This window comes from Cystobacter fuscus, from assembly GCF_044360685.1.
In the GTDB taxonomy this organism is placed as follows: Bacteria; Myxococcota; Myxococcia; order Myxococcales; family Myxococcaceae; genus Cystobacter; species Cystobacter fuscus_C.
The window spans coordinates 3,054,255-3,080,762 of the sequence record NZ_CP043491.1; the positions used below are offsets into that span (position 1 = coordinate 3,054,255).

The window sequence follows — 26,508 nt, forward strand, 5'->3', positions numbered from 1 at the left end:
GGCTACGGCCGTCCGATGGCGCTGTACCAGAAGCCGAAGGAGCGCGGCTCCTGGGGCTCCCAGATGTTGCGGCCATCGAGGAGCACGGGGGCGCGCATGAGGCCCTTGAGGCGAGCGAAGTCCGGCTGCCGGTAGTCCTGCCACTCGGTGACGAGCACGGCGGCGTCGGCGCCCTCGGCGGCCTCGTACATGTCCTGGCAATACGTGATGCGGTCGCCGAGCTGTGCGCGCACGTTGTCCATGGCCACCGGATCATGCACGCGCACCTGGGCACCCGCCTCGAGCAGATCGTGGATCAGCACGAGCGCGGGGGACTCGCGGATGTCGTCCGTCCTGGGCTTGAAGGCGAGCCCCCACACCGCCACCGTCCGGCCCTTGAGCGCGCCGTCCAGGTGGCGGCGGAGCTTCTCGAACAGCAGCCGCTTCTGCCGGTGGTTCACGGACTCGACCGCGCGCACCACCTCGAGCTCGTGCCCCACGCCCTTGGCGATCTGCTGCAGGGCCGCGATGTCCTTGGGGAAGCACGAGCCACCGAAGCCCGCGCCCGGGTAGAGGAACTTGGGTCCCACGCGGGGATCCGCGCCCACCGCCTTGCGTACCTGCTCGATGTCCGCGCCCAGCTTCTCGCTGAGCACGGCCAGGTCGTTCATGAACGAGATGCGCGTGGCGAGCATGGCATTGGCCGCGTACTTGGTCAGCTCGGCCGAGCGCGCGTCCATCGTGTGGATGCCCTCGCTCGAGCGCACGAGCGGGGTGTACAGCTCGCGCAGCACCTCGAGCGCGCGCGCACTGTTCGAGCCGAGCACCACGCGGTCGGGCTTCATGAAGTCGTGGATCGCCGCCCCCTCCTTGAGGAACTCGGGGTTCGACGCGACGCCGAAGAGCTGATCCGTGTAGCGGCCGATGATCTGCTCGATGCGATCGGCGGTGCCCACCGGCACGGTGCTCTTGGTGACCACCACCTTGAAGCCGTTCATGTTCTGGCCGATCGTCTCGGCGACCGCGAAGACGGCGGACAGGTTGGCGGAGCCATCCGCCTGGGGCGGCGTGCCCACGGCGATGATGACGACCTCGGCGGCGCGGATCGCGGCGGCGATGTTCGTCGAGAAGGTCAGGCGCCCGGCCTTGACGTTGGTGGTGATGAGGGTGTCGAGCCCCGGCTCGTAGATGGGAACCTCGCCGCGCTCGAGGCGCGCGATCTTGGCCGCGTCCACGTCGACGCAAGCGACGTCATTGCCGACGTCGGCGAACCCCACGCCGGCCACGAGACCGACATAACCCGTTCCAATGACTGCGAGTTTCATATGACTTCCTTTGCTGCTGAGCGCGTGGCGGCTTCCCGTCCGCGCGTGGGGTTGAAGAGACGGAAGAGGCGCTACTCGCTCGCGACCGGCGTCGCGGGACGGTTCGTCTTGCGCAGGGGAATCTCCCGGGTGAACACGGCGAGCAGCAGCGCGAACAGGCCCACGAGCAGCGACCAGCCGAAGACGTGGGTCACGCCCTGGACGAACGAGGCGCGGACCGCGCGCTCTCCGGCGTGGACGGCCTCGAGCATCCGTGCTTCCTCCTGCTCGAGGGCCGCCTGGTTGGCGCCAGGCTCGCGCCGGAGGGCGTCATAACGGGCCTGCACCTCGGCCGTGAGGCCTCCACCCGCCGGGCCCTGGCCCTGGGCGGAGTCCTCCTGCGTGCCGCCGCCCTTGCGGATGCGCTCCGTGTCGAACCAGGCATCGAACCGCTGCTGCAGGGCCGCGGGGACCTGCTCACGCACGGGCCGGAGCGAGTCCGTGAGCGAATGCGTCACCGAGGCGGTGAGGATGAGGCCGAAGACGGCGCTGCCCAGGGCCTGCCCGAGCTGCTGGAAGAACTGCCGCCCGGCCGTGGCGGTGCCCACCTGGTGGAGCTCCACGGCGTTCTGGACGGACAGGGTGAGCATCGGCTGCAGGGGGCCCATGCCGCAGCCGAAGATGAAGGTGCACACGCCAATGTCCCAGAGGGTGCTCTCCGCCGTGAGCCGGCTGAGCAGGAACAGGCTCAGGCACATCAACACGAAGCCGCTCACGATGACCACCTTGTAGCGTCCCGTGCGGCTCACCCAGCGCGCCGTCACGATCGACGTCGGCACCACGGCGGCGGTGAGTGGCATCATCGCGATGCCCGCCTCCCTCGCCGTGGCCCCCAGTCCATTGACGGCGAGGATCGACAGGAAGAGCAGGGCGGAGAAGAACGCCGCGCCGTTGCACACCGACGCCAGGCTCACCATCGAGAACACGCGGTTGTGGAACAGCGTGAACGGGATGATGGCATGCGGGGTACGCCGCTCCACGACGATGAACAGCACGAGCCCCACGAGCGACAGGGCGAGCATCCCGAGCACCCCGGGCGACAGCCACGCCGCGAGCGGCCGATCTCCCCGGAGCGTGAGCAGGAAGGGCACCGTCGCGACGATGAGCAGCAGGGCGCCGAGCCAATCCACCTTGCTGGCCACGCCACTGTGCAGGCGCGGCATCTTGAGCCAGATGAACGCGACCGCGATGGCACCCAGCGGCAGGTTGATGAAGAACACCCAGCGCCAGCCCACCGTGTCCGTGAGCGTGCCCCCGAGCAGCGGGCCGACGATGCTGGACACGGCGAACACCGTGCCGAAGATGCCCTGGTAACGGGCCCGTTCGGAGGGAACGAACAGGTCCGCCGGGACGGCGAAGGCGGTGGAGGTGATGGCCGCCGCCCCCATGCCCTGGATGCCCCGGTACACCACCAGCTCGAGCATGGAGCCCGCCAGGCCGCACAACACCGAGCCCACGAGGAAGATGGCGATGCCCGCGAGGATGATGGTCTTCCGGCCGAGGCTGTCCGAGAGCTTGCCGTAGATGGGTATCAGGGTGGTGCTGGCGAGCAGGTAGGACGTCGAGGTCCACGCGAAGAACTCCATGCCCTGGAGCTCGGAGACGATGCGCGGCAGGGCCGTGGTGACGATCGTTTGATCGAGCGCGGCCAGGAACAGGGCCAGCATCACGCCGGCCAGGACGAGCGCCTTGGTGCGGGGGGTGAGTGTGCTCGCGTAGTCGATGCGCTCGCCGGGCATCGTCACGGGGGGGGCGGCGGTCAGGGTGCTCATGGGTGCTTGTCTCCGGGGGAATCGCTAGGCCGCGGTGGCGCGGGCCTTGACGTCCACCTTGCCCTCGTAGGCGATCTTCTCGAGCGCCTGGGCGGCGACCTGCTCGCTCTTGAGTTGCTTGATGTCCGTGGAGATCTTCTTCATGCGGTTGCGGATGCCCTCGTCCGCCAGGAGCTTCTGGAGTTCGGCGCGGATCGTCTCGGGCGTCGCCTTGTCCAGGGGCAGGTAGCGCCCGACCCCCGCGCGCTCCACCAGCGCCGCGTTCAACAGCTGGTCGCCGAAGAGGGGAATGACCAGCAGGGGCAGCCCGTAGGTCAGCGCGCGCCCCACCGTGCCCCAACCGCCGTGGGTGACGAGCGCACGGGCCTGGGGGAACACCTCGTCGTGGGGGACGTAGCGCTCGATGCGGATATGAGAGCCAAGTCCGGAGGGGATGTCCTGGGCGCCCGCGGACGTGGCGAGCACGGGGACGTTCATCGGCGCGACGGCCTCCAGCACGCGCCGGAACAGGCCATTGTCCCCGGGGGTCGTCGTCGTGCTGATGACCACCGTGCCGGGCTCCATGCGCACCGCCTCCCGCGGCTGTTGGTTCTTGGAGGGCACGTTGAAGGTCGTCGGCCCGGCGAAGAGCTGGCGGTCTCTCAGCGGGATGTCCCCGGCCAGGCCCTGGGGACCCATGACGATGTGGAGTCGGGGGGAGATCATTCCCTGGACCATGTCCGCTGCCCGGCCGGTATAGGGGGGCAGTCCGAGCTTCGCCCTGGGCTCACGCAGGGAGAACAACTGGCCGAGCAACCCGTGCGCCAGCGCGGGGATCCGGCTGACGTGCCGCATCTTCGGCTGCACGGTGAACATCAGCGGCAGCTCGTCCCGGTTGACGGTGCTGCCCATGTTTCCGGCGCTCACGGAGGGGATGCCGGCGCGCTCCGCGGCCCAGGCCGCGCCGACCTCGAAGAAGTCGTAGACCACGCAGTCCACCTGCTCCCGCCGCAGGACGGGCTCGAGCTCCATCGCGAGCTGGACGTTGTTCGCCAGGATGAGGCGGCGGACGTGCGCGAAGCCGAACGGAATCGTCGGCATCCAGGCCGGCAGGCTGGCGTGGGGGGTGAGCGTCGCGAAGTCCTGGAGATCAATAATGTGCTCGTAGGGCAGGAGTTCCGCGCCAGCGGCCTTCACCTCGGCCGCCATGTTGGCCTTCGCCTTGAACAGCACCCGGTGGCCCCGGGAGGTGAGCTGCTGCGCGAGATCGAGGACACGCAGGAAGTGTCCCGGCGCGGTCGTGCTCGTCAGCAGGAACGTCGCGGGCTTTCGGGAAGCATCAGTCGTCGAGGTCATGCTCGTTCCGTCTTGGAGTCAGGGGGAGGGAGGAATCGCGCGTTGCGCGCGATAAACCGCAACTTCCAGTTGCGATGGATATAGAGTCCCCGCCAACGCATCGCAACAGGAAGTTGCGATGTCCCAATCTCTTGGAAACCAGGGTTGCCGGAGGTGGAGCGGTGTGGTGCAGTGGTCGCCGGGTGAGTGGTCAAGTGGGAGCAAAACGAAAAGCTTGCAAAAAGCGGATTCTCGTGCGCGGAGAGCCGGTGGTGCGAGGCATCCTCGAGGCCACGCTCGAGGAGCTTGCCTCCGTTGGCTACGGGGCGCTGCGGATCGAGGACGTGGCCGCGCGCGCGGGGGTCAACAAGACCACCATCTACCGGCGCTGGCCGACGAAGCAGGAGCTGGTGGCGGTGGCGCTCCGGTCGGTCACCGCCGAGCGGGTCGTCCCTCCGAACACGGGCTCGCTCCGGGGCGATCTGATCGAGACCGGGCGCCACATGGCCATGGTCATGGGTTCAGCGGAAGGGCAGGCGCTCCGGCGCATCCTCATCGCCGAGGAGCGCAACCCGGAGTTCACGGACATCGCCCATGGGCTGCGTGAATCGATGAATGCCTTGCCGCTGCCCGTCATCGAGGCCGCGAGGGCGCGGGGCGAGTTCGCGCCTGGCTTCGACAGCATGCTGCTCTTCAAGACCCTCGCGGGGGCGCTCCAGCATCGGCTCTTCATGGAGCGCCAGGACGTCGATGAGGGCTTTCTCGTGCAGTTGGCCGATCTGCTGCTGCTGGGCGCACTGTCGCCCGACAGGAGGAAGTGAGGGACGCGTCAGGAGACGTGGGGGCGGACGCGGGAGGGCTCCCGCGTCCGCTCGACGGGAGCGGTCAGCGCCCGAGCTGGACGTTCTCGAGGACTCCGAGCGCGTCGGGGACGAGCGGGGCCACCGAGTAGTAGGCGCTGACGAGGTAGGAGGTAATCGCCTTGTCGTTGACCTCCATGCGCCGGGCCGAGAGGCCAGGTTGGATCTCGTCCGGGATGCCGGTCTCGTGCAGGCCGACGACGCCTTGATCGTCCGCGCCCGTGCGCATCACGATGATGGAGCTGGTGCGCTCCTTGGTGATGGGAATCTTGTCGCAGGGCAGGAGGGGAACACCGCGCCAGCCGATGACCGGTCTGCCCTGCACCTCGACGCAGGTCGGGTAGATGCCGCGGCGGTTGCACTCCTGGCTGAACGCGGCGATGGTGCGCGGGTGGGCCAGGAGGTAGCGAGACTTCCTGCGCCGGCTGATCAGCTCGTCCAGATCGTCCGGAGTGGGAGGCCCGGTGCGCGGATTGATGCGCTGCTTGAGGTCGGCGTTGTGCAGCAGCCCGAACTCCCGGTTGTTGATCATCTCGTATTCTTGCCGCTCGCGGATGGCCTCGACGGTCAACCGGAGCTGTTCCGCCACCTGGTTCATCGGATCGTTGAACAGATCCGACACGCGGGTATGCACCCGGAGGATGGTCTGGGCCACGCTCAGCTCGTACTCGCGGGGCTTGATCTCGTAGTCGACGAACGTCTGGGGAAGCGTCGGCTCGCCGTGGTGGCCCGCGGACAGCTCGATGGCGGCCTGCCCCTGCTTGTCCTGGGGCTTCCTCAAGCGCGCCTTGTAGCGCTCGACGTGCGTGTGCAGCGCGGGGGACTGGGCGATCACCCCCTCGAACAGCCGCTGCGGCAGCATCATCACGATGCAGGGGGTGAGCGCCTTGACCGTGAAGGGCCACCGGTCGTTCGACTCCACCACGGCCTGATCCCCGAAGTGATCGCCGTCGGCCAGCGAATCGAGGATGACCTGATCGCCATACTTGCCCACGCCCAGCTTGTGGGCCTTGCCATGGGCGAGCAGGATCACATGCTCGGCGGGCTGGCCCGCCTGGACGATGAGCTCACCGGCCTTGAACTCCTTCTGGACGAACTGGTTCGCCAGGGCCCTCAGCACCAGGTTGTCGACGTCCTCGAAGCCGCGCAGCAGCGGCAGCTTGTTCAGCTCCTGGGGATGGAGCTCCACCTTGGCGCCGATGTTGGTGAATTCGAGGCGGTCGTCACCCGCCGTATAGGTCAACCGGCGGTTGACGCGATACACGCCGGACACCTCGACCCAGGGCAGTATCCGCAGCAGCCACCGGGGAGTGATTTCCTCCATCTGTGGCTGTGACTTGGTCGTCGTCGTCAACTGGCGGGCCGCGGCCGTCGCCAGACTCAACTGCTGCTTCTCCAGGTCTCCACTGCTCGCTGGATTCGTCGTGTTCGCCATGAGGTGTCCCTTGGATCGTGTCTGAGCTGTGGATGAGTCGCCTACTCGTGGGCGCGGCCGATCTCGACGCTCTCCAGGATGCCCAGCGCGTCGGGGACGAGCACGGCCGCGGAGAAGTAGGTGCTGACGAGGTAGGAGATGATCGCCTTCTCGTTGATGCCCATGAACCGGACATTGAAGCTGGGCTCGATCTCGTCCGGGATGCCCGCCTGATGCAGGCCGATGACGCCCTGGTTCTTCTCACCCGCGCGCATCAGGAGGATGGAGCTGGTCCGCGTCTCGCTGATGGGGATCTTGTTGCTCGTGAACATGGGGATGCCACGCCAGGCGGGGACCATGTTGCCGCCCACGTCGATGCTGGTCGGGTAGATGCCCCGGCGGCTGCACTCCTGCCCGAACGCGGCGATGGCACGCGGGTGGGCCAGGAAGAACGAGGGCTCCTTCCACACCGTCGCCAGCAGCTCGTCCATGTCGTCGGGCGTCGGAGGCCCGCTGCGGGTGTGGATGCGCTGCTTGAGATCCGCGTTGTGCAGCAGTCCGAACTCCCGGTTGTTGAGGAGTTCGTGTTCCTTGCGCTCCTTGAGCGCCTCGACGGTCAGACGCAATTGCTGCTCGGTCTGGTTCATCGGGTCGTTGAACAGATCGGCGACACGCGTATGGATCTGGAGCACGGTCTGGGCCACGCTCAGCTCGTACTCACGAGGATGGGTCTCGTAGTCGACGAACGTCCCGGGAAGCGTCGGCTCGCCGTGGTGGCCCGCGGCCAGCTCGATGGCGGCCTCGCCCGTCTTGTCCGTCTTCTTCCTCATCAGGGCCTTGAAGCCCTCGATGTGCTTCTGGAGCGACGGAGACAGGGCGACCACCGACTCGAAGTCGGACTGCTTGAGGATCAACACCGTGCAGGCGGTGACGGCCCTGGTCGTGAACTGCCAGTAGTCCTGCGACTCCAGCAGCACCTCGTAGCTGTAGTGGTCGCCATCCGCCAGCGTCTCGAGCACGGTGTCATCGCCGTACTTGCCCTTGCCGATCTTGTTCACCTTGCCGTGGGCGATGAGGCAGATGGAGTCGGCTTCCTTGCCGGCCTCGGTGATCACCTCACCGGGCCTGAACTCCTTCTGCTCGAAGCGGTTGGCCAGGGCGGTCAGCACCTCGTTGTCCTCGAAGCCGCGCAGCAACGGCAGCTCACGGAGCTCCTGGGGAATGACCTGGACCTTCGCACCGGTGTTGATGAAGGTCACCCGGCCGTCGCCCACGGTGTAGCTCATGCGGCGGTTGAGGCGGAACGTGCCGCCCGAGACCTGCACCCACGGCAGCAGCTTCAGCAGCCACCGGGACGAGATCCCCTGCATCTGCGGAACGGACTTGGTCGTCGTCGTCAGCTGGCGAGCCGCGATCGTCGCGAGGCTCAGCTGCTGCTTTTCCTCATCACCGGGCTTCACTGGATTCGTCATGGCCTACCTCTTCCTCTCAGGCTGGAGAACAGCGTCTTTTTCACGTTTGTCGAAGCTGGACCGGGCCGCGCTGAACAGCGAGGCGATGCGCGCGGCGGACATCCCCAGGCCGGTGGGGCGAAGGGAGGGCTGACCGGGCTTCCGGGTGTTCTTCAATTCGAATTCCTTGTAGCGGTCCACGGCCTGGTGCCAACGGAGCACGCCGGCCATGTACTGCTGCATTCTCTTGACGTAGCCGCGCAGCTTCTCCCGGGCGCTCGCGTCCAGGCCGAAGTTGTCGGCGAGGGCCGGCAATTCCATGGAGACGGTGTGCTCGAACTGCTGCATCCGGGCCGTCATCAGCTTGTTGACGACCTCGACGGCTCCCGCCTTGTCGAGGTCGAGGAAGCGCTGGATGACGAGCACGCCGTTGTTGAGCTCGCCCTCGAACTCGAGCTCCTTTTGATAGGAGAAGACGTCGTTGGTCAGGCAGGCGTAGTCGGCGACCGAGTTCTCGAGTCCCCGTATCGGCCGGGAGTAGAACACCTCGGAGGGGAGTTCATCGCCCAGGGACAGCCGGGAGAGGTTCATGGTGAGATCCGCGCCAAACGTCTTCCGGCGCATCTCCACGTAGTCGACCGGATCCGGGATGCGGTTCTGCATCTGGTTGGCGAGTTCCCACAGCCAGCTCCCGGTCATGTCCTGGAGGGCCTGGCGCAAGAGATTCCGCGCGTTCGGGGTCATGGGGCCGGTCGTCCGCGCCCACAGGTCGGCCAGACCTCGCTCCACCGGGTTGGTGGGAACCGTGGTCAGGGTGGAGGGATCGTCCGGCATGAACGCCTTCAACCGGGCGTTGAAGACCTTCGCGCCCGCCATGTCCCGGGTGTGGCCGTAGAGCGCCGGGAAGTAGTCGTCGGCGTAGGTTCCCCAGACGAGCCAGCCCGCCGTCAGGTTGAGCTCGGGTCCAGATGCCGCCGGATGGATCAAGGCTCCGCAGAGGGCCACGTCCGCGACGTCGAACTTGTGATCATCCCAGATATAGACACCGGGAAGGCCGGGCAGGGAATCCAGCATCCCCATCCGGCGAGCCCATTCCTTGGAGTCCCGCCGCGCGGCATCCAGGTGGGGGTTCACGCTCGTCGTGAACGGCATGTAGAAAGAGGGCAGCGTCACCGGACCCACGGGCTTGTAGGGCACGTGGGTGAAGCTCTTGAACCGTCCCAATCCCAGGGTGCCGGGCAACCTCGCCAGCCGTGCCGCCGAGGTCCCCAGGCCCCTCGGGCCGAGCGGAAAGGCTCCCGCCGCCGAACCTTCGGCGCCACGGTTCATGTAGCGGCTCGAGCGCATGTGCCACTCGTGGCCGCCGGACTGCCAGTCCTGAAGTCCCCGGATATAGAGGAGCACGCTGGCCCGCTCGTCCGGGGTCAGGGCGTACTCCTCGAACAGGGAGGGCAGCTCCGTCACGGCGGTGTTCTCGAACTGCTGGAGCCGGGACGTCAGGATGTCATTGGTCAGATTGGCGGCGCGCTGTGTATCGATGTCGAGAAAGCGCTCCATCACCAGGACGCAATTGGACAGCTCGCCTTCCTCGAGGATCTCCCGCTCGTAGGAGAAGAGATCGTTGCGCAGGTGCACGCCATCCGCGAACGTGTCCTTGAGCACACGCATGGGCCGGGTGTCCGCGATCCGGGCGGGAACCTCGACGAAGACGGCGTGCTCCACGAGATCCGCCGACCAGGGCGCGCCTCCCACCTTGCGGCGCATCTCGATGTATTCGATGGGGTTGGAGACGCGGTGCTCGCTGATGTTGGACAACTCCCACGTCGACTCCTCGAGCAGGGCCTTGGTGCTCTCGAAGAAGCGCTTGCGCCACTCGGGTGATTTGGTGGGGACCGTCCGGTTCCAGAGATCCAACAGACCCCGCTCCACCGCGTTGGTTGGCTCTGGCGGAGGGGCCGAGAGGTCCACCGGCATGAACAGGGGCAGCCGGTCGAGGTACTTCTTCGCGCCCGCCTGATCCTGGGGGCGTTTGTAGACCTCGAGGAAGTGATCGTCGAAGAAGAAAACCCAGACGTACCAGTCTGTCACCAGGTCGAGTTCCGGGCCTGGCGCTTCCGGATGGGTATACGCGCAGAGCAGGGCGTAGTCATGGGCATCGAACTTCGCCTCGGTCCAGATCTCCGGTTTGGCCTCTTCCTTGGGAGGGTCCAGGATGCCCATCGCTCGTGCCCAGGCCTTGGAATGCGTCCGGGCTCCCTCGAGGTTGGGATTCAGACGTGCGGGCCAGGGGATATAGAACGCGGGCAGCTCAAAGGGTTGTTTCGCGTTTGTTTCAGCCATGTGCTGCCCCCTGTTTGACATACAACGACTGTAGGGTGGAGGACACGAGGCCACAAATTCTTGAACTCCGATTTGATCCGGTGGGTGTCAGGTGACTCGTGGAGAGAGCCTGGCGCCGGGCTGACATGTTCGCGGGCGTGTCAACTGACACGTCAGCCGGTGTCGGATCTTCAGGGCTCGCCGGGAGCTGGGCGAGGGCAGGGCTGGGGACTTTGTCGCAACCAGCCCGCCGCCATCATGTACGATGGCACCCGGGTCTCGAGACCCGCGAACCCCCAGGAGGCGGCATGAAGAAGATGGTGAAGAGCGCATCCCTCGTCGTGACCCTGTTGATGGCGACTGGCGTGGGCGCCTTGGCTTCGACGTGGACGTCGCAGGACTCCGAGTTTGTCTCGGGGTATTGCACGGTGGATTGCTCGCCGTGCTCGAGTACCCTGGACTGCACGCGCCGGGGCGCGGGGTCCTGCACGCAGATCAGGGCCTGTTTCAATCCCTCCCAGGAGTAGGTGGAAGGGCAGGGGCCAGGGAGCGCGGCGGCAGGGGCTCCCTGGCGGCCTCAGACGGCCGTGGCGCCGCCGTCCACCGGCATGGCGATGCCGGTGGTGAAGCCCGCGCTGTCACTGCACAGGTAGAGCACCGCCCCGGCGATCTCCTCCACCTTGCCCACCCGGCCAATCGGATGCACGGCCTTGGCGTACTCGGCCTTGCGCGGCTCGGCCTCGATGGCGCGGCGATACATGTCGGTGTCGATCACCGCCGGGCAGACCGCGTTGATGCGCACGTTCTTCTTCGCGTACTCGACCGCCGCGGATTTGGTCAGACCGATCACCGCGTGCTTGGACGCGGAGTAGATGCCCATCTTCGGTGCCGCGCCCAGGCCCGCGATGGACGCCGTATTGACGATCGCGCCGCCCCCCTGCGCGAGCATCAGGGGAATTTCATACTTCATACACAGCCAGACGCCCTTGACGTTCACGCCCATGATGGCGTCGAACTCGGACTCCTGGGCATCCGCCAGCTTGGTCTTCTCGATGTCGATGCCGGCGTTGTTGAAGGCGTAGTCCAGACGCCCGTAGGCGGCCTGGGTTCCCTCGATCAACGCGCGGACCTCGGCCTCCCGGGTGACGTCGCAGCGGATGAAGCGGGCCTCGCCGCCAGCCGCGCGGATCTGCGCGACGGTGCCCTCACCGCCGGCCACGTCGACATCGGAGACCACCACCTTGAGGCCCTCTCGGGCGAAGGCCAGGGCCGTGGCGCGGCCGATGCCGGCGGCCGCGCCGGTGACCAGGGCGACCTGGCCGGAAAGTGAACGACTCATGCGGGACTCCCCATGGGTTGAATGACGGAATGCGCGCGCACTCTATCCCGCGCCGCCCGGCGGCGAAGCTCGATTCTCACCCTTTATCTTTACAGCTTCGCTCACGGGTAGGTTCACTCCACGCGCTTGTCGTTGCGCATCTGGGCGCGCACCAGCTCCGCGTAGATGCCGCCCCGCAGGAGCAGCTCCTGGTGCCCGCCCGCCTCCACCAGGCGGCCTTCGTCCATGACCAGGATGAGATCCGCATCCACCACGGTGCTCAGCCGGTGGGCGATGATGACGCGGGTGCACTGGAGCGAGGCGAGGGACTGTTGCACCCGGCTCTCGGTGATGGCGTCGAGGGCACTGGTGGCCTCGTCCAGCAGGAGGACCGCCGGTCTCCGCATCAGCGCCCGGGCCAGTGCCACCCGTTGCCGCTGGCCACCGGAGAGCGATGCGCCGCGATCCATCAGGGGCGTGTCATAACCCATGGGCATGCCCAGGATGTCGTCGTGGAGTTGGGCCAGCCGGGCCGCCTCGATGACGGGCTCCAGCGGGGCGGCCGGGTCTCGGATGGCGATGTTGGCTCGCAGGGTGGAACCGAAGAAGGTCGGCTCCTGGGGCACCACGCCCACCTGGCTGCGCACCGAGTGCAGATCCAACTCCGTCAGCTCCTCCCCATCGAGGAGGATGCGCCCCGAGGTGGGCAGATACAGGCCGAGCAGCAGGTTGGCCAGCGTCGTCTTCCCGGCGCCCGAGCGGCCGACGATCGCCACGCACTGGCCGGGCTCGATGCGCACCGACACGTCCTGCACCACGAGCGGGGACATGGTCGAGTAGCGGAAGGACACCCGGTCCAGCTCGATGCCCCCCTTGAGTTTCACCTCGCGGCCGGGCTTGGACGGATCCTGCTCGGGTGCCGTGTCCAGCACGTCGTCGATGCGCTCGATGTAGCTGCGCAGCAGTTGCAGTTGCGAGCCCGCGGTGACCAGGTTGCCCAGCGGCACCAGCAGTGCCCCGGCGAGCACGTTGAGCCCCATCATGGTGCCCAGCGACATCTTCCCCCCCAGCACCAGGAGGGAGCCGACGGTGAGCAGCACCAGCGGCGCCACCAGCCGCAGCGTTCCCGTGAGCGCGTCCACCCAGGCCGTCAGCTGGCCCTGCTTCAGCGACACGTTGAGCACGCTGACGAAGTTCTCCGAGAAGCGCTGCACCGCCTGGTTCTCCACGCCGAACGCCTTCAGCGTCTGGATGCCGATGAGCATCTCGACCTCGTAGCTCTGGTGCTTCGCCTCGACCTCCAGGCTCTCCGACATCAACGCGCGCTGGCGCCGCATGGACAGCAGGAGGACGAGGATCTGCAACCCGCTCAGCCCCAGCACGATGAACGCCATGAGCGGGCTCACCACGAACAGCACCAGGAAGTAGAGGATCACCAGGGCGCCATCCAGGAGGGTGGAGAGCGTGCTGGAGGAGAGGATCTCCCGCACCGTGGCATTGCTGTTGAGCCGCTGCAGCAGATCGCCCGCCGCGCGTACCTGGAAGAACGCGTAGGGCAGACCCACCAGGTGCTCCATGAAGCCCAGCGTCATGTTCGAGTCCATGCGCGTGCGCAGCTCGAGCAGCAGGTGGCCGCGGATGAGCGAGGTGAGCAGCTGGAAGCCCGCCAGGGCGAGGAAGCCCAGGCCCACCACCAGCAGCAGGTGGGTGTCCCCCTGGGGCACCACGCGATCGATGATCAGCCCCGTCAGCGCCGGCACCGCCAGCGCGAAGAGCTGCAGGATGAGCGAGACGACGATGATGCGCTGGAGGAGGTGCGAGTGCTGGAGCACCTGCAGCGCGTAGCGCGCGGCGGAGCGGGGACGCGGCTTCTTGCCCGTCTCGAAGTGCTCGCCCGGCTCGAACAGCAGCGCCACCCCGGTGAAGGACTGGCGGAAGCGCTCCAGGGACACCTTGCGCCGGCCGTAGCCGGGGTCGAGCAGGTGGACGCCGTCCCGCCCCAGCTTCTCGAAGACGACGAAGTGCGAGAACTGCCAGTGGAGGATGGTGCCGGGAGGCAGGTACGTCAGCGCGTCCTCGTCCACGGAGACGCCACGTCCTCGCAGCCCGAAGCTCTGGGCCGTGCGCACGATGTCCAGCGCGGAGACTCCGTCGCGCGCCGCGCCCATCGCCTGCCGGACCTCCTCCAGGCGCACGGGCTTGCCGTGGTAGCCAAGCACCATGGCGAGCGAGGCGATGCCACACTCGGTCTCCGAGAGCTGGCGCACGAGCGGGATGCGGCGCTCGCGGCCCTTCACGTGGAGGTTGCGGAACGCGGGAAAGCGCTCGGTGAGACCCGGATGCCGGGCGGCTTCAGTCCTCATGTCCCAGTGCTCCCTTCAGACCTGGAATCAGCGTGACGAGGATGCGTTCGGTGTTCACCCGGGCATCGGCCTGGGCCAGCATCCCGTCGAAGTAGTTGAAGGTTCTTCCCTTGATGCGGAACGTGGACGCCGGAGCCTGTGCCCGCACCACCACCAGGGGGCCCGTGAGGGACAGGGCATCCCCGCTGTCCGCGCCCAGGTAGCGGCGCACCTCGTTGGGGCCGACGATCTGGTCTCCCACGGACTGGATGGTGAACGTCTGGTACTCGTGGCTGAAGCCGTTGAGCTCCACGCGCAGCGGCTTGCCCGGCTCGAGCCTCGGCCGGTAGCCACCGGGCAGCAGCGCCACCATCGTCACGCGGACCTCGTCACCCATGACGGAGACGACGCTCTGTCCCGGGTTGACATACTGGCCCTCGCGGACCTTCAGGTTGCTCACGATACCGGCCTGGGGCGCTCGCAGCGTGCGGGCCTGCTGACGCGCTCGTGCCAGCTCGCGCTCGGCGCGCAGCGAGGTGAGCGTCTGACGCGCGGCCTCGTCCGCGGGGTTCTGGAGCACCCGGACGAGCTGCAATTCGAACTCACGCTGGATGCGCTCCAGCGTGGCCGTCTCCTCCCGTGAGAGGAAGCTCACCAGGGGTTGGCCCGCCTCCACCCGTTGTCCGGGCTGTACGTCCACCGAGGCGACGATGCCCGGCGCCTCGACGGTGAGTTCGCTCCGGCCCTCGACCTTCACCATGGCGGGGCCGGAGGCGTACTCGGGGAGGGTGCCGAGCAGCGAGTAGAGGGCCGCGGCGGCGACCAGGGCGACCAGCACCCAGTACGTCCATCGGGTCCATCTGGGGGAGATGCGCAGGAGGTCTCCCGCTTCCTGCGTCCCCTCGTGATGGCGCAGGGCTTCTTCACGGAAGATGCGAGTGGGCCGGGTGGCTTGCATGGCTAGGGTGTGGCTCCCGTTGGCACGAAGCCCTCCGTGTTCTTCTCTCCGGGCCGTGACTGGGGGCTCGGTTGGACATGGACGACCATGCCCGTGGAGACCTCGCGGGGCGGTGGCTGGCTGAAGGTGGCGGTGGCGAAGACCAGGCGGGCCGCGGCATCCACCTCGGGGGCGATGTTCTCCACGACACCCTGGAGGGAGAGGTCCCGTTGGAGCACCTTCAGCTCCACGGGGGTGCCCGGCTGGAACCCGCCCGCCTGCTCCTCGGCCACGGCGAAGCGCACCTTCCACTCACCCGTGCCGAGCAACCGCAGCACGGGCTGCCCCGCGGCCAGGCGCGTGCCAGGGCCGACGAGCCGGGCCGCCACCACGCCAGCGAAGGGCGCCACGAGCGTGGCGTCATCGAGGTGCTGTTTCAGCTCGGTCACCTGGGCCTGGCGCTGGAGCGTCTGGGCCCGGGCCGCCTGCAAGCTGGCGGCGGCGGTGCTCTCCTCGTAGCTCACCTTGTCCAGCTCCTCCCGCGAGTAGACGCCCAGTTGCAGCGAGCGCGGAGTGAAGTAGCGCTCCTTCCTGGCACGTGCCGCGGAGAGGGCGAGCGCGGCGGCGTGTTCCTCGGCACGCGAACCCTGGAGGGTGGCCTGGGCGGCGGCCAGCTCCTGCTGGAGTGAGCGCATGTCGAGCCGGGCGAGCACCTGTCCCTCCCGGACGGACTGGCCGACCTCGACGTCCACCCGCTCCAGCCGCGAGTCGAAGCGGGAGCTCACGTCCACGGAGTCCTTGGGAATGACGACGCCCAGGCAGGGCTCCTGGGGGCCCGAGCGGGAAGCGGCTCCACCGTCCACCACCCGGGCGGGCGGCGGGCCGTTCCCTCTCGTGCTGGGACTCGCGAGGGCGGGCGCCACGGCCCCCACGCTCCCCAGGCAAACCAGTCCCGAGCTCACGGCCACCCTCCACACCCAACGACGCATTCCGTGCCTCCCGTGACAGGTTCCTTCCGGAAAGAGGCGGCCCGGAGGCGTTGTGACGATTTCCGGCGTGAATCCCTCGAGGGCTGACGAGCGGGCCTGCTCGTCACGCGCCAGAAAGGAGCCCTCCCTCACCCTCCCGCGCTCCTCCGTGGGTGATAAGAGAGCCGCCTCGAAGTCGTGGCTTCCACCTGCTCCGGGAGACAGGACGTGCGCATTGGCATCGACCTCGGCGGAACGAAGATCGAGGCCCTCGCCCTCGCCGACGATGGGCGCGAGCTGGGGCGCCTCCGCGTGCCCACGCCGCGTGACGATTACGAGGGGATTCTCCAGACCATCGCCGGGCTGTGCGCGCGCCTGGAGCAGCAGACGGGCCAGCGCGGCAGCGTGGGCGTGGGCATTCCGGGCACCCTCTCCTCGCGCACGGGGCGGGTGAAGAACGCCAACTCGGTGTGGCTGAACGGGCGCCCCCTGGACCAGGACCTCGTCCGGGTGCTGGGCCGTCCCGTCCGGCTGGCCAACGACGCCAACTGTCTGGCGGTGTCCGAGGCGAGCGACGGGGCCGCCTCTGGCCAGGCGGTGGTATTCGCCGCCATCCTGGGCACGGGGACGGGGGCGGGCGTGGCGCTCGGAGGGCGCCCTCACGAGGGCCGCAACGGCGTGGGGGGCGAGTGGGGCCACAACCCGCTGCCCTGGGCGACGCCGGAGGAGACGCCCGGCCCGGAGTGCTATTGCGGCAAGCGGGGCTGCCTCGAGACGTGGGTGTCCGGCACGGGCTTCGAGAATGACTTCGAGCGGCTCACGGGAACGCGCCTCCGGGGGCCGGACATCGCCGCGCGCGCCGAGGCCGGTGAGCCCGTCGCGCTCACCACGCTCGAGCGCTACGCGGACCGGCTGGCGCGCGGCCTCGCCCACGTCATCGACATCCTGGACCCGGACGTCATCGTGCTCGGCGGGGGCATGTCCAATGTCGCGGCCCTGTACCGGTTGGTGCCGGAGCAGTTGCCGCGCTGGGTTTTTGGTGGAGAGGTCGACACACCCCTGCGCCCCGCGCTGCACGGCGATTCGAGCGGCGTGCGCGGAGCGGCCTGGCTGTGGCGGCCCGGGGAGGCGGTTGGCGCGTAGGCCTCGCCCCGGCTGATGGAAGAGGACTCAAACACTCGCATAAGCGCTTGCCTGGTATGCACACGTGGAAACAGGGGCCGCACCCGACAGACCATTCAAAAGCAAATGGAGGGTAGACGGCGCGCCAGAAGGTCATGCATGCTGCGAGTGCTGTCGATGTGACTCCTCGTGTGTGTCGAATAAAGGAAATGGTGGCGCATGACTCTCAAGGGTTTTCTCGCGGGCAGTGTTGGCGCGGTCGTTCTCCTCGGCTCCCAGCAGTCGTTTGCCTGGGATCCGAATGCAGCCCAGCGTGGGTGGGTCGACTCCATTGATGTTCACACGTATCCGGGTCCCATCTTCGGGCCAACGACGACGCTGGGCTTTCATGGATGGGCATGTGTTCGTCCGGGCCTGGCCGACTACGGTGTGCCTTCGACGCAGGTCGCCGTCTATCATGGTGGGCCGCCCGGCGTCGGTACCCGGCTGACTGTTCTCGAGGTTCGTCAGTCCGTGTCTCGTTATGATGTTGTCAACGCTGGCTCGTGCGCGAACGTCAACAATGGCTTCTCGGTATGGGTCGCGAAGCCCGTGTCCTATCCGTCGTCCTACTACGTCACCTACCAGGGTCCGTATGGAGAGATCCTGCTGGAAGGTGTGCGCAACTTCTGAGCTGCTGATCCCCCGGTTGGGGCTGTCAGGTTGGCCCTACCTGTCAGTGGTGGCGGCTCCACGGGCGGTGCCGGCTGGCCGAGCACGACAGGCTATCCCTCGGGCGGAGGCCGGGACAACGCGCCCCCCAAGAAGTAGACGCCTTGGATGAATCCGTGTTGCGCCTGCCCGTGGTGTGGAGTCAGGCGCGACACCTACGGTGAGTTCGGAGGAAACTTCTTCATCAATTCCTCGGGCAGGGGAGAGCGGAGGAATCGTAATCCCTGCCCCTTTCGCTCGGGGATGACGCGAAAGCCCTGGCCCGCGATGCTGACGCGGTCGCCTTCCCGGGCCTCGCCACTGGCAATCCAGGTGTCTGCTTCTTCCCGCGTCGTGAATGTCCGCGAGACTTCGATGTAGTCGATGGCGGGAGTGTAGAACGAGCGGAAGAACTCCCGGTAATCATCGAGCTTTTGAGTCTCGCGAACGTAGAAGAGGGCGACCGCGGCGATTCGAATCGCTTCGTCCTCGGGCGAACCCTCTTGATACTTTTCGTTCACGCCACGTAGAAGCTCGAGGACGGCGTCAACGTCGAAGTTGGGATTGTAGTTCATTGTAGTTCATGGGAACATGACCTTTCGTGTCATCTCTCCTTGATGACACGGTCCTACATCCGAGGTTACCTCCGCTCTGATCTCGTGGTATAGGGTCTCGTTCTGGCTGTCGGGCCCATGTGGAGGTGCGAGGGTGTCCACGAGTCCTGGAGAGATGAGGCTGTTCCCGGATGCCTTGGCACCAGGCACACAAGTGGGCCGCTGGCGCGTGGTGGAGCAACTGGGCGTCGGCGGCCAGGGCGCCGTCTACCGCGTGGAGGACATCGACCACCCCGGCGACTTCTATGCACTCAAGCTCGCATTGTATGCCCACGACGGTCGGGCCGAGCGCGAGGTGGCGCTGATGATGACCCGGGCGGCGCATCCCCATGTGGTGCGGTTCCACGGTTGTGCCCGCTGGCCTCACCCCCGAAAGGGCTGGCTGGGCTTCGTCATGGATTGGGTGCCTGGCCTTGCCCTGGACGTGTGGGCGGAGAAGGACGGCACCACCTTTCGCCAACTCGCCACCGCGGGCGCCACGGTGGCTCGCACCCTGGGCGAGCTGCATGAGCGAGGAGTTCTTCACCGCGACCTCAAGCCCGAACACATCCTCATTCGGGAGTCGGATGGGCAACCAGTGCTGCTCGACTTCGGCGTGGCCTGGTACGAGGGCGCGGTTCCCCTCACCACTGGCCCCCTGCCTCCGGCGACCCTGTTTCAGCTCAGCCCCGAGGCGGTGAGCTTTCTGTGGCGCAGCTCCGAGCGACCCGGAACACACTATGCCTTTCAACCCACGGATGATCTGTATGCCCTGGGTATCTGTCTTTACCGAGCCACCACCGGTCATTACCCCTTCTCCGAGTGGTTGCCATTGGACATGTTGCAGTTGGCCATCGTCCACGTGCAGCCGCTGGCGCCCGTGCTCGTCAACCCCCGGTTGCCTCGGGCTCTGAGTGATGTGATTGTGCGGCTGTTGGCGAAAAACCCAGCGGAGCGCTATCCGAGTGGCGCGGCGCTCGACGCGGCGCTGGTCGCGGCGCTCTCCAGTGAGGATTCGTCGTGGGATGCGAGCATCTTCGAGTGGGAAGAGGTGCCGCCGGCTCATGAAGGGGGCACTCCCGAGCGTCATATTCTCCGGCCCCCAAGACCTAAGCCCTCCTGGACTGCTCCGCCTCCTGCTCCCGTGCAGATGGAGCGGCGGAGTCTCTGGTTCAGCAGTCTCATGCTTGCAGCGGCGGTGTTGCTGCTTCTACTGCCCACCGCGCGAGTTCCGCCAGTCGGGCCGAGTGTCCTTGCTCCAGATGAGGAGTGGGTCACGGATGTGCGGGTCGACCCAGCACCGTCCCAGTTCGAGCAGGCTCCGCTGCCAGCAAGGAATCAGAAGCTGGCCCCCTGCACGGAGGGACTTGAAGTGGAGCTGTCCGGTGCGTGCTGGCTTTCTCTTAGGCAACGGCCTCCAGAATGCCCACGGCAGACCGTCTCGTACAAAGGCCAATGCCTCTTGCCAGTGCCGAAGTCCTCCCGCCCTGTTCCGACCAGCGTGGATGCCGGGGTGCCCGATGCCAGGTAGGACAAATCCAGAACGGAGCCATTCGCGCTACGGCAAGTTCTCCATCCGGGCGCCCTTCGGTACACAGACACTCCAGTCTTGTGGTGGATTCATCCAGACCGAATCTCTGGGGGCCGTCATACAGGAGTCGTCTCCCGAGCACTTCCCGTCCGTACAAAGAGCGTAACACCCCCAAAGGAACCCGAGTCGTTTTGGGTGCACCCCCTCCACGCACACTTCTCCCTTCTTGCAGGGATTGGGTCCATGGTCCCAAGTACAAAATCTCGGACAGAAGCCACCATCCGCTCTCTGTCCTTTGACCCTGCATTCGCTCAGGACGGCGCTGACCTTCCGAGATCTCTCGACGTCGCGAGCCGTGATTTCGACTTCCTTGGATTCGTCATCCATGAGGAATGTGGTTGACGGCGCGACGCCCGAGCCATCCACCATCCCGTACAACCGTCGTGGATTGGCCGGGAGAGATGGGGACGCGGGCGCTTGTTCAGGGGCGGGAGCGTTGTTGGACGAACAGGACGCGAGGCACACGGCCAGTCCGATCACGATGCCAACGGGGAGGCTCATGGGTCTGTTTTATAACCCATGGACTCTCCGGGCTCAGCCGCCCGCGACCATGTCCTGCAACTCCTGCCAGCGGCCGTAGAGGCGATCCACCTCGGCCGCCGTCGCCTCCAGTTCCTTCTGCACCCCGGCCGCCTTCGTCGCGCTCGAGTAGACGGCTGGGTCCAGCAGTTGCGCCTCCAGCTCGCCCTTGCGCGTCTCGGCCGCCTCGATGGCCGCCTCCATCCCATCCAGCTCGCGCTGCTCCTTGTACGAGAGCTTCCCCGGCTTGCGCGCCTGCTTCGGCTCCGCCGCCTGGGCGGGCTCGGGCTTCTTCGCGGCGGGGGCGGGCGCCGCGGCGGCCAGCTTCGCCTGCTGCTGCTCCTTGAGCCGCCGGTACATCCCGAAGTTGCCCTCGTAGCGCGTCACCTTCCCATCCCCCTCGAAGGCGAGGATGGAGGTGGCCACCTTGTCGAGGAAGTACCGGTCGTGCGTCACCAGCAGCACGCTGCCGGTGAAGTTGAGCAGCAGCCCCTCGAGGATGTTGAGCGTGACGATGTCCAGGTCGTTCGTCGGCTCGTCCAGCACCAGCACGTTGGCGCCTTCCAGGAACAGCCGCGCGAGCAAGAGCCGGTTGCGCTCGCCTCCCGACAGCGCCTTCACCTTCATGCGCTGCATGGGCACCGGGAAGAGCAGGTCGTCCAGGTAGTCGCGCAGCGCCACGCGCTGGTCTCCCAGCTCCACCCAGTCGTCCCCTCGCGTCGAGGCCGCCTCGTACACCGTCTGCTCGGGATCCAACGAGGCGCGCGTCTGATCGTAGTACGCCACCTTCGTGTTCTTCCCGATGACCACCTTGCCCGCGTCCGGCGGCAGCTCGCCGAGCAGCACCCGGAGGAAGGTCGTCTTGCCCACGCCGTTGGGCCCCACCAGCCCCACGCGCTCGCCCCGCTGCAGGAGCAGGTTCACGCCCCGCAGCACGTTGCGCTCGCCGTAGGACTTCCGCACGTCCTCGGCCTCGATGACGGTGTGTCCCAGCCGGGGCGCCTGCATCACCTGCAGGCCCGCCACCTTGGGCCGCTGGAAGCCCTTCTCCTCCATCAGCTTGCGCGCCCGCTCGATGCGCGCCTTGCTCTTGGTTCGCCGCGCCTCGGGACCCTTGCGCAGCCACGCCACTTCCTGGGCGATCCACCGCTCGCGCTTGTGCTGCGCCAGGCTCGCCTGCTCCTGCGCCACCAGCTTCTGCTCCACGTACGCTTCGTAGTTGCCCGGGTACGAGGTGAGGCCCGCGCCGGGTTGGATCTCCACGATGCGATCCACCAGCCCGTCGAGGAAGTAGCGGTCGTGCGTCACCAGCAGCAGGGCGCCGGGCAGCTTGTCCAGCTCGTCCTCGAGCCAGTCCACCGTGTCCGCGTCCAGATGGTTGGTGGGCTCGTCCAGCATCAGCAGGTCCGGCCGCGTGAGCAGCGCCCGGGCGATGGCCACGCGCTTGCGCAGTCCTCCGGACAGCTCCGCCACCGGCCTGTCCCAATCCTTCACGCCGAGCCGGTCCAGCAGCGTCTTGGCGTGGTGCTCCGTGTCCCAGCCGCCCAGCTGCTCGATGCGGTCCGACACCGCGGCGAGCTGCTCCATGAGCTTCTCGTGCGCCTCGGCGGGCGCGGACTCCAGGCGCCGGGTGAGCTCGGCCTGGGTGGCCAGGGCCTCCTTCAGTGGCCCCTGTGCCACGCTCAGCTCCGAGGCCACCGTGGCGCCTGGGGCGAACTCGGGCTCCTGCGGCAGGTAGGTGACGCGCGAGCCGCGGCGCAGCTGCAGCTCCCCCGCGTCCGCGCGTGCCGCCCCCGCCAGGATCTTCATCAGCGAGGACTTGCCGGAGCCGTTCACCCCGATGAGGCCCACCCGCTCACCCTCCTCGATGGTGAAGGTGAGCCCCTCGAAGACGGTACGGCTGCCGAAGGACAGTTGGACGTCGGCGGCGCGGAGCAGGGTCACGGGTGTCTCGGGTGCAGAGGGGTTTTCGTCGCGGGTGCTTCTACAACCACTTGGAGGGGCGTGGCCGCTGAGAAGTGGCGGAAGGCGCGGCGGGCGTCACCGGGCGCTGCTCCGGCTGGGCCTGCTGGGGCCGGTCGTTGCGCATGGGAGAACGCGTCTCCTGGCTCCGGCCACCGCCGCCACCGCCGCCTCGACCCCCCCGGCGGCCACCCCGGCCGCCGCCATTGCGGTTGTCCGCGCCGCGCTCACCCCGGGGCGGGTTGTTGGGGCGCGCGCCGCCTCCCGACGACACGGGCCGGGCCTGCTGGCGGGGAGGGGAGTCGCGCCGGGGCGGACGCTCGTCCGACTCGGGCGGGGACACCAGGGCGGAGCGGTGCACCCCGGCCTCCACCACCGGCACGCGCCGGCGGATGGTGCGCTCGATGTCCTTCAGGTACGCGCGCTCCTCGCTGTCGCAGAAGGACAGGGCGATGCCGGCGGCGCCCGCGCGGCCCGTGCGGCCGATGCGGTGCACGTACGTCTCGGGGATGTTGGGCAGGTCGAAGTTGATGACGTGCGAGATCCCGTCGATGTCGATGCCCCGCGCGGCGATGTCCGTGGCCACCAGCACCCGGCACGCGCCAGACTTGAAGGCCGCCAGCGCCCGCTCGCGCGCGTTCTGGCTCTTGTTGCCGTGGATGGGCTCGGCGCCGATGCCCGCGGACTCCAGGTGCCGCGCGACGCGGTTGGCGCCGTGCTTGGTGCGCGTGAAGACGAGCGCGCGCTGGATGCCCTGATCGCTGTTGAGCAGGTGCACGAGCAGGCCGCGCTTCTGCTCCTTCTCCACGAAGTACAGCCGCTGATCGATGGTCTCCGCCGTGGTGGACACCGGGGCCACCTCCACGCGCACGGGCTTGACCAGGATGCTGTTGGCCAGGCCCTGGATCTCCGGGGGCATGGTGGCCGAGAAGAACAGCGTCTGGCGGGGCCGGGGCAGCGCGGCGATGACGCGCTTGACGTCATGGATGAAGCCCATGTCGAGCATCCGGTCCGCCTCGTCGAGGACGAACACCTCGAGCGCCTTGTAGGACACGAAGCCCTGGTTCATGAGATCCAGCAGGCGGCCGGGAGTGGCCACGAGGATGTCCACGCCCTGGCGCAGCGTCTGCTCCTGGGCGTTCTGGCCCACGCCGCCGAAGATGACGGCGGAGGTGAGGCCGGTATAGCGGCCGTAGGCGCGCACGCTGTCGCCGATCTGCGCGGCGAGCTCCCGCGTGGGGCTGAGCACGAGCGCGCGGATGGGACGGCCGCGCGCGGGCGGGGTAGGGCGGCCCACGGAGAGCCGCTGGAGGATGGGCAGGGTGAACGCCGCCGTCTTGCCAGTGCCCGTCTGCGCGCAGCCGAGGACGTCCTTGCCCTCGAGCACGTGGGGGATGGCTTGCTGCTGGATGGGGGTGGGCGTGTTGTAGCCCTCTTCCTTCACGGCGCGCAGCAGGGGTTCGGCGAGCTTCAGATCTTCAAAAGTCATGGATTCTCGAGAGTGGGGGAAAAGGTCCCCGGTGGGTCCGGGCAGAACCAGGCGGTGCGAGCGCCGGACCCGGGAAAAAACAAAGAAGGCGCCTCCGGGGGAGGCGCCTTCCTTCAACAGCCTGGGATGTCAGGCCATGGCGCGCGGAGTATTACTTGCGCGCGGCCTGCTCGGCCGCCAGCTTTTCCTTGTACGCGGCCATGAGGGCCTCGGCCTCGTTGCGGGGCACCGGCGTGTACTTGGAGAACTCCATGGTGAACTCGCCCTTGCCCTGGGTGGCGGAGCGCAGGTCCGTGGAGTAGCCGAACATGGTGTTCAGCGGCACCTCGGCCACCACCGTCACGTAACCCTCGGCCGTACCGGACTCGAGGATGGTGCCACGGCGCTGGTTGATCTGACCGACCACCGAGCCCTGGAAGTCCTCGGGGGCCTGCACTTCCACCTTCATCATCGGCTCGAGGATGATGGGCTTGGCGGCCGCGTAACCCTCGCGGAAGCCCATGATGGCGGCGGTCTTGAACGCCATTTCGGACGAGTCCACCGCGTGGAAGGCACCGTCGTTGATGACGACGCGGATGCCCACGACGGGGAAGCCGATGAGCGAGCCCTTCTTCACGGCCTCGGCGAAGCCCTTGTCGCACGCGGGGATGAACTCGCGGGGGATGGAGCCGCCCACGATGTCATCCACGAACTCGTACTGCTGCACCGCGTCGGAGGGCAGGGGCTCGACGTAGCCGCACACGCGCGCGAACTGACCCGAACCACCGGTCTGCTTCTTGTGCGTGTAGGCGAACTCGCCCTTCTGGGAGATGGTCTCGCGGTAGGCCACCTGGGGCTTACCGGCCACCACCTCGCAGTTGTACTCGCGCTTCATGCGCTCGATGTAGATCTCCAGGTGCAGCTCACCCATGCCGCGGATGATGGTCTGACCGGACTCCTCGTCGCGGTTCACGCGGAAGGTGGGGTCTTCCTTGGTGAAGCGGTTGAGGGCCTTGGAGAAGTTGGCCTGGGCGTCGCGGTTCTTCGGGGACACCGCGAGCGAGATGACCGCGTCGGGCACGAACATGGACGTCATCGTGTACTGCACGGTGCCGTCGGTGAACGTGTCGCCCGAGGCGCACTCCACGCCGAACAGGGCGATGATGTCACCGGCCTGTCCTTCGTTGATGTCGTTCATCTCGTTGGAGTGCATGCGCACGATGCGCGGGACCTTGACCTTCTTCTGGTTGGCCTGGTTGACGATGAAGTCACCCTTGCTCACCTTGCCCTGGTAGACGCGCATGTAGGTCAGCTGACCGTAGCGGCCGTCTTCCAGCTTGAACGCCAGGCCCACGAAGGGCTTGTCCGGGGTGGACTCGAGGATGACCTTCGCCTCGTTGTTCTTCTGGTCCAGCGCCTCGTTGGTGACCTCGGAGGGGTTGGGCAGGAAGGAGCAGATGGCGTTGAGCAGGAGCTGCACGCCCTTGTTCTTGTACGCCGAGCCGCACATGACCGGCGTCATCTTGAGCCCGATGGTGGCGCGGCGCACCGCGGCCATGATCTGCTCGTTGCTGATGGCGCTGTCGGACAGGAAGAGCTCACCGAGCGCGTCGTCGACCTCGGCGACCTTCTCGATCATCTCCTGGCGGTCCGCCTTGGCCTGCTCGAGCAGCTCGGCGGGGATCTCTTCCTCGCGGATGTTCTCGCCGGACTCACCGTCGAAGTAGAAGGCCTTCATCTGGATGAGGTCGACGAGGCCCTGGAAGCGGTCCTCGGCGCCGATGGGAAGCTGCAGACGCACCGGGTGGTGGTTGAGCTTCTCCTTCAGCTGGGCGGCCACGCGCTGATAGTTGGCGCCGGCGCGGTCCATCTTGTTGACGAACGCGATGCGCGGAACCTTGTAGCGCTTCATCTGCCGGTCCACCGTGATGGACTGGGACTGAACGCCGGACACCGAGCAGAGCACCAGGATGGCGCCGTCGAGCACGCGCAGGGCGCGCTCCACCTCGATGGTGAAGTCGACGTGTCCCGGGGTGTCGATCAGGTTGATGTTGTACTCGCCCCACATGGCGTAGGTGGCGGCGGACTGGATCGTGATGCCCTTCTCACGCTCCAGGTCCATCGAGTCCATCTTCGCGCCCACGCCGTCCTTGCCACGAACCTCGTGAATCTCGTGGATGCGGCCCGTGTAGAAGAGGATGCGCTCGGAGAGCGTCGTCTTGCCCGAGTCGATGTGGGCGGAGATACCGATGTTGCGAACCTTTTCGATGGGAACTTGGGAGGCCACGTGAGTCGGTCCTTCTGCTGATTGAAAGTCCAGCGGGAACAGGGCAGGGGGCGCCCTTACTTCCCGAAGCTTTGAGTTTCCAGCCAATTCGGCATGGAGCCGGGCAGCCGTCTACTCCCTCTCGGGCTCCAGGGGAAGCCCCCCAGGGGTGAGTAGATGGTGGAGGCGGGATGCCTACATCGGGGGGTGTAACGGCCGGGTGACGGGAAAACTTCGGGCGTTCCACCCCCGTATCCGA

The 26,508-nt window shown here is 67.2% G+C and carries 19 protein-coding genes; 5 read left to right on the plus strand and 14 right to left on the minus strand.

Annotated elements, in window-relative coordinates; all coding sequences use genetic code 11:
• Positions 1–2: 2 nt before the first annotated feature.
• From F0U63_RS12615 to F0U63_RS12625, 3 genes are all read right to left on the minus strand, one after another.
• On the minus strand, positions 3–1,304 hold the full coding sequence (locus F0U63_RS12615; protein WP_395846136.1) for a UDP-glucose dehydrogenase family protein: 1,302 nt from the start codon (positions 1,302–1,304) through the stop codon (positions 3–5).
• A gap of 71 nt (positions 1,305–1,375) precedes the next feature.
• A complete protein-coding gene (locus F0U63_RS12620; RefSeq protein ID WP_395846137.1) occupies positions 1,376–3,115 on the minus strand; it encodes an MDR family MFS transporter in 1,740 nt (579 codons plus the stop codon).
• Positions 3,116–3,139: 24 nt separating this feature from the next.
• Positions 3,140–4,450, minus strand: coding sequence for a glycosyltransferase (locus F0U63_RS12625; protein ID WP_395846138.1), 1,311 nt, complete (start codon positions 4,448–4,450; stop codon positions 3,140–3,142).
• Between the two features lie 251 nt (positions 4,451–4,701).
• On the opposite strand from F0U63_RS12625, the gene F0U63_RS12630 reads away from it, so the two are divergent.
• The gene (locus F0U63_RS12630; protein ID WP_395846139.1) at positions 4,702–5,250 is read left to right on the plus strand and encodes a TetR/AcrR family transcriptional regulator; all 549 of its coding nucleotides are present in this window, start codon (positions 4,702–4,704) and stop codon (positions 5,248–5,250) included.
• Positions 5,251–5,314: 64 nt separating this feature from the next.
• Here F0U63_RS12630 and F0U63_RS12635 read toward each other — a convergent pair whose 3' ends face one another.
• Genes F0U63_RS12635 through F0U63_RS12645 form a run of 3 tightly spaced genes read right to left on the minus strand, consistent with a single transcriptional unit; the run spans position 5,315 to position 10,494 of the window.
• Complete coding sequence (locus F0U63_RS12635; RefSeq protein ID WP_395846140.1) at positions 5,315–6,724, minus strand: family 2B encapsulin nanocompartment shell protein; 1,410 nt, start codon at positions 6,722–6,724, stop codon at positions 5,315–5,317.
• A gap of 41 nt (positions 6,725–6,765) precedes the next feature.
• Positions 6,766–8,175 carry a family 2B encapsulin nanocompartment shell protein gene (locus tag F0U63_RS12640; RefSeq protein ID WP_395846141.1) on the minus strand — a complete coding sequence of 470 codons (1,410 nt, stop codon included), beginning with the start codon at positions 8,173–8,175 and terminating at the stop codon, positions 6,766–6,768.
• A 3-nt stretch (positions 8,176–8,178) separates the two neighbouring features.
• Complete coding sequence (locus F0U63_RS12645) at positions 8,179–10,494, minus strand: family 2 encapsulin nanocompartment cargo protein terpene cyclase (RefSeq protein WP_395846142.1); 2,316 nt, start codon at positions 10,492–10,494, stop codon at positions 8,179–8,181.
• Between the two features lie 287 nt (positions 10,495–10,781).
• Between F0U63_RS12645 and F0U63_RS12650 the strand changes: the two genes are divergently transcribed.
• Positions 10,782–11,000: a hypothetical protein gene (locus F0U63_RS12650; RefSeq protein WP_395846143.1), complete on the plus strand. Its 219-nt coding sequence runs from the start codon at positions 10,782–10,784 to the stop codon at positions 10,998–11,000.
• A gap of 50 nt (positions 11,001–11,050) precedes the next feature.
• Here the strand turns inward: F0U63_RS12650 and F0U63_RS12655 are convergent, their stop codons facing one another.
• From F0U63_RS12655 to F0U63_RS12670, 4 genes are all read right to left on the minus strand, one after another.
• Positions 11,051–11,812, minus strand: a complete 762-nt coding sequence (locus tag F0U63_RS12655) for an SDR family oxidoreductase (protein ID WP_395846144.1) — start codon at positions 11,810–11,812, stop codon at positions 11,051–11,053.
• 113 nt (positions 11,813–11,925) lie between these two features.
• Positions 11,926–14,154 carry a peptidase domain-containing ABC transporter gene (locus F0U63_RS12660; protein ID WP_395846145.1) on the minus strand — a complete coding sequence of 743 codons (2,229 nt, stop codon included), beginning with the start codon at positions 14,152–14,154 and terminating at the stop codon, positions 11,926–11,928.
• On the minus strand, positions 14,144–15,091 hold the full coding sequence (locus F0U63_RS12665) for an efflux RND transporter periplasmic adaptor subunit (protein ID WP_395846146.1): 948 nt from the start codon (positions 15,089–15,091) through the stop codon (positions 14,144–14,146). The genes F0U63_RS12660 and F0U63_RS12665 overlap by 11 nt, the downstream gene beginning before the upstream one ends.
• A gap of 2 nt (positions 15,092–15,093) precedes the next feature.
• Positions 15,094–16,032, minus strand: coding sequence for an efflux RND transporter periplasmic adaptor subunit (locus tag F0U63_RS12670; protein ID WP_395846147.1), 939 nt, complete (start codon positions 16,030–16,032; stop codon positions 15,094–15,096).
• 234 nt (positions 16,033–16,266) lie between these two features.
• Here F0U63_RS12670 and mak point away from each other — a divergent pair, with 234 nt between their 5' ends.
• Together mak and F0U63_RS12680 are read left to right on the plus strand one after the other, a co-directional pair.
• Positions 16,267–17,181, plus strand: coding sequence for a fructokinase (gene mak, locus F0U63_RS12675; RefSeq protein ID WP_395846148.1), 915 nt, complete (start codon positions 16,267–16,269; stop codon positions 17,179–17,181).
• Positions 17,182–17,379: 198 nt separating this feature from the next.
• On the plus strand, positions 17,380–17,832 hold the full coding sequence (locus tag F0U63_RS12680) for a hypothetical protein (RefSeq protein WP_395846149.1): 453 nt from the start codon (positions 17,380–17,382) through the stop codon (positions 17,830–17,832).
• Positions 17,833–18,026: 194 nt separating this feature from the next.
• Here the strand turns inward: F0U63_RS12680 and F0U63_RS12685 are convergent, their stop codons facing one another.
• A complete protein-coding gene (locus F0U63_RS12685; RefSeq protein WP_395846150.1) occupies positions 18,027–18,425 on the minus strand; it encodes a hypothetical protein in 399 nt (132 codons plus the stop codon).
• 154 nt (positions 18,426–18,579) lie between these two features.
• Between F0U63_RS12685 and F0U63_RS12690 the strand changes: the two genes are divergently transcribed.
• Positions 18,580–19,974 carry a serine/threonine protein kinase gene (locus tag F0U63_RS12690; protein WP_395846151.1) on the plus strand — a complete coding sequence of 465 codons (1,395 nt, stop codon included), beginning with the start codon at positions 18,580–18,582 and terminating at the stop codon, positions 19,972–19,974.
• Positions 19,975–20,568: 594 nt separating this feature from the next.
• Here F0U63_RS12690 and F0U63_RS12695 read toward each other — a convergent pair.
• From F0U63_RS12695 to fusA, 3 genes are all read right to left on the minus strand, one after another.
• Complete coding sequence (locus F0U63_RS12695) at positions 20,569–22,497, minus strand: ABC-F family ATP-binding cassette domain-containing protein (RefSeq protein WP_395846152.1); 1,929 nt, start codon at positions 22,495–22,497, stop codon at positions 20,569–20,571.
• Between the two features lie 40 nt (positions 22,498–22,537).
• On the minus strand, positions 22,538–24,004 hold the full coding sequence (locus tag F0U63_RS12700) for a DEAD/DEAH box helicase (RefSeq protein ID WP_395846153.1): 1,467 nt from the start codon (positions 24,002–24,004) through the stop codon (positions 22,538–22,540).
• A 151-nt stretch (positions 24,005–24,155) separates the two neighbouring features.
• On the minus strand, positions 24,156–26,270 hold the full coding sequence (fusA, locus tag F0U63_RS12705; RefSeq protein WP_395846154.1) for an elongation factor G: 2,115 nt from the start codon (positions 26,268–26,270) through the stop codon (positions 24,156–24,158).
• Between the last annotated feature and the right edge of the window lie 238 nt (positions 26,271–26,508).

Coding starts and splice junctions, on each gene's coding strand:
- F0U63_RS12615 (WP_395846136.1), bottom strand. CDS start 1,304: ATGAAACTCGCAGTCATTGGAACGGGTTATGTCGGTCTCGTGGCCGGC.
- F0U63_RS12620 (WP_395846137.1), bottom strand. CDS start 3,115: ATGAGCACCCTGACCGCCGCCCCCCCCGTGACGATGCCCGGCGAGCGC.
- F0U63_RS12625 (WP_395846138.1), bottom strand. CDS start 4,450: ATGACCTCGACGACTGATGCTTCCCGAAAGCCCGCGACGTTCCTGCTG.
- F0U63_RS12635 (WP_395846140.1), bottom strand. CDS start 6,724: ATGGCGAACACGACGAATCCAGCGAGCAGTGGAGACCTGGAGAAGCAG.
- F0U63_RS12640 (WP_395846141.1), bottom strand. CDS start 8,175: ATGACGAATCCAGTGAAGCCCGGTGATGAGGAAAAGCAGCAGCTGAGC.
- F0U63_RS12645 (WP_395846142.1), bottom strand. CDS start 10,494: ATGGCTGAAACAAACGCGAAACAACCCTTTGAGCTGCCCGCGTTCTAT.
- F0U63_RS12650 (WP_395846143.1), top strand. CDS start 10,782: ATGAAGAAGATGGTGAAGAGCGCATCCCTCGTCGTGACCCTGTTGATG.
- F0U63_RS12655 (WP_395846144.1), bottom strand. CDS start 11,812: ATGAGTCGTTCACTTTCCGGCCAGGTCGCCCTGGTCACCGGCGCGGCC.
- F0U63_RS12660 (WP_395846145.1), bottom strand. CDS start 14,154: ATGAGGACTGAAGCCGCCCGGCATCCGGGTCTCACCGAGCGCTTTCCC.
- F0U63_RS12665 (WP_395846146.1), bottom strand. CDS start 15,091: ATGCAAGCCACCCGGCCCACTCGCATCTTCCGTGAAGAAGCCCTGCGC.
- F0U63_RS12680 (WP_395846149.1), top strand. CDS start 17,380: ATGACTCTCAAGGGTTTTCTCGCGGGCAGTGTTGGCGCGGTCGTTCTC.
- F0U63_RS12685 (WP_395846150.1), bottom strand. CDS start 18,425: ATGAACTACAATCCCAACTTCGACGTTGACGCCGTCCTCGAGCTTCTA.
- F0U63_RS12690 (WP_395846151.1), top strand. CDS start 18,580: ATGAGGCTGTTCCCGGATGCCTTGGCACCAGGCACACAAGTGGGCCGC.
- F0U63_RS12700 (WP_395846153.1), bottom strand. CDS start 24,004: ATGACTTTTGAAGATCTGAAGCTCGCCGAACCCCTGCTGCGCGCCGTG.